This window comes from Winogradskyella psychrotolerans (assembly GCF_018860545.1).
Lineage (GTDB): Bacteria > Bacteroidota > Bacteroidia > Flavobacteriales > Flavobacteriaceae > Winogradskyella > Winogradskyella psychrotolerans_A.
In genome coordinates, this window is the sequence record NZ_JAHKPN010000051.1 from 2,198 (window position 1) to 4,755 (window position 2,558).

3 protein-coding genes are annotated in these 2,558 nt (G+C 30.8%); all 3 read right to left on the reverse strand.

The genetic code is table 11. From position 1 onward, the window contains the following. Nucleotides 1-73: 73 nt before the first annotated feature. The 3 genes from KO515_RS16060 to KO515_RS16070 all read right to left on the reverse strand — a co-directional run bounded on the left by KO515_RS16060 (nt 74) and on the right by KO515_RS16070 (nt 2,416). The gene (locus KO515_RS16060; protein ID WP_215937356.1) at nt 74-589 is read right to left on the reverse strand and encodes a hypothetical protein; all 516 of its coding nucleotides are present in this window, start codon (nt 587-589) and stop codon (nt 74-76) included. Between the two features lie 171 nt (nt 590-760). Beyond that, the gene (locus KO515_RS16065) at nt 761-1,558 is read right to left on the reverse strand and encodes a hypothetical protein (RefSeq protein ID WP_215937357.1); all 798 of its coding nucleotides are present in this window, start codon (nt 1,556-1,558) and stop codon (nt 761-763) included. A 207-nt stretch (nt 1,559-1,765) separates the two neighbouring features. Further along, a complete protein-coding gene (locus KO515_RS16070) occupies nt 1,766-2,416 on the reverse strand; it encodes a hypothetical protein (RefSeq protein ID WP_191099485.1) in 651 nt (216 codons plus the stop codon). Nucleotides 2,417-2,558 lie beyond the last annotated feature (142 nt).

The following is a 2,558-nucleotide window of genomic DNA, read 5'->3' on the forward strand; positions in this document are numbered from 1 at the left end:
TTTACGAACCCGTGAAAATTCCGAAGGAATTTTCGCAAGTAGGCTAGAACCAAGCAATTAATTATACACGGTGTTATGTGCTGGCTTTTATTTCCGTTATTAATTTGTTTCCGTAATTCAGATTTTCAAAGAAACTTAATTGTCGCTCAAATAAATATCCATTTGCAATGAACTCCATTTCATAATCAGTCGTTTCGATATTCAGTTCCATTTGGTCAATTGAATATTCGTGAAGTCTAAATCTAAAATATCGAGCGTATAATTTAGAAACTCCGAGTTTTAATAAAATCCACATTGGTGACAGAAAAAAAGGGTCAATATTTTCTTTTCCACGCTTTAGAGTGATTCCGATTATTTTTTTATTCGGAATAGGAATAGCCATTAATTTATTGGAATAATTCGCACGTAATAAAATTCCGCCAGTTCGCTTTTCAAAGTTACATTTCGATTCCAGTTTCAGAGATTCAGTTCCGGTGTTTTTCGCTTTAAATGACTTTAAATAAAATCCTGTACTACCAATTGCTTTCGGTTTTCGTAAATCGATTTCAGCTAGTTTTCCAATCTGTTTTATTATTGATTGTTCAGTCATTTTGTTTTTAGTTCGAATCTTTCTTCAGCTTGCACATAACGTGTTTGTATATGGTTTGTTGCGTGGTTTAGCACGTAATTTAGCAAATAAAAACCGAATAGAAAATCCGCGAGGATTTTCGTAAGTAGGCTAGAACTAGCAATAAATTATATACGGTGTTGCCCACAGTTTTTATTCTTTTTTCCGTTCAATTAATGTCTTTCCACGCTCTTTAAAATCAGATTCGCTCAATACTCTGCCTAATTTAATAATTTCCACAATCGAATCGTTTTTGTCAAATTTGTATTCAGTCATAAATTCTACAAACTCGTTCGGATTTGTTCCTTGATTAAAAGAACTATCTATTTCTTTAAAGAGCCTACCTTTTTCGTTATACTCAAATCTTGTTTTCATTCGCTGATTTCCGCTAAAACTCCAATTCTCTGTTATTGGTCGATTTAGAGAGTCATAATAAAATTCCGAAATTTTGGGCTCTGCATTTCGTTCCGATTCAATTCTTTTTTTAACAACTCCATTTTCAAATTCTTGCGTAATTGTTCTGAAGTTTGTTTTGGTTTCAATTAGATTTTTTTCTGAATCGTATTTGAATGATTTAATTGTGTCATTTTTTTTACGGTTCTCAACAATGTACTTTAATAAACCATTTTTATCGTAAATATAATTTTGCGTGTCGATTTTGGCTGTTCCTTTTCCTTCTCTTTTGTAGATTGATTTTATTTTATCAATCCGATTTTCATTGTAATAATAGAATGTCCAATTATTGTCATTTATTAGACGATTTTTAGAATCGAAAGCCTTAAATGATTTTCTGTTGAAATATATAGAATCGTTTTTGTTGATTCTTTTTTCTGTTGTCCAAATTCGGTAACTTTCTTTTGCATTAAATTCCGAAATCAATTTACCTTCTTCTAAATTCCCGCAAGAAGTTAAAATCAGGCTTAAAAATGTTATGGTTAGCAGTTTTTTCAAATTGTGGGCAACGGTTAGTATATGAAAAGTAGCGCTGAAAATAAGCGGTTTCTTTTCGGATAAACACAAGCCAGATTTTTAAATTTTACTGTTTATCTTTTTTCTTGGAAATCGTCAAATTTAAAAATTTGGCGACTTTCCAAAAATGCCCAAACCATCTTGTTAGCAACGACTTGCGCTATTTTTTATATACATTGTTAGCAACTGTTATTTTTCCGTAGTGTTTTTTAAATTTCCCATTAATTTATTGAAAACTTCATCACCTGTCGGTATAGTTTCTAAATTACTTTTTATTCTTTCATATAAGTCATTAAAATTGGCTTCATAATTTATAACCTTTGCCGTATATTCAATCGGATACAAAGAAAGTTTTGCTCCTTCATTATCATATTTAAGTGTCATATCTCTAAGAGGATATTCTGGTTCAGTATCCTTGTAAAGTTTAAATCCGTGATTCTTTATCATAAAGTCATTGAAAGCCATTGCTAATAGACCAACAGCATAATTTTCGTCCATTTCCATTGCTTTGCAATACATAACAAACCCAAATCCGTCATCAATAGTTTGGTCTAAATTTTTAGGGTGATTAATAGGTTCTTTAACTATTGGTTTAGTTTTATTAGCAACAAAATAGCTTTCAATCATTTTTAAAACGCCTTCCAATATAGATTTATCAATTTTATCTTCTTGATACCTTTTGTCAAAATATTCATTGGTAGCAATATTTCCTAATCCAACCTTAGAGTTATTTTTCTGTTCAGTTTGAGGATTGCCCGTGGGTTTCGATTTAGGAATGTTTCCTTGTTCTGATTTTTCATTTTCTTTTTTGCTTTTAAATAATTTTCTAAAAAAGTTCATATGTTTTTTTTTAATAGTTGCTAACGTGTTTGTGTATGGTTAGTTGCGTGTTTCAAGCAACTAATTTAGTAAATAATTACGGACAAAGAAAGTCCGCGAGGACTTTCGTAAATTGGCTAAAACCAGCAATTAATTATACACG

Excerpts from the sequence above, each read along its gene's own strand:
- KO515_RS16060 (WP_215937356.1), bottom strand. The coding sequence starts at position 589 with ATGACTGAACAATCAATAATAAAACAGATTGGAAAACTAGCTGAAATC.
- KO515_RS16070 (WP_191099485.1), bottom strand. The coding sequence starts at position 2,416 with ATGAACTTTTTTAGAAAATTATTTAAAAGCAAAAAAGAAAATGAAAAA.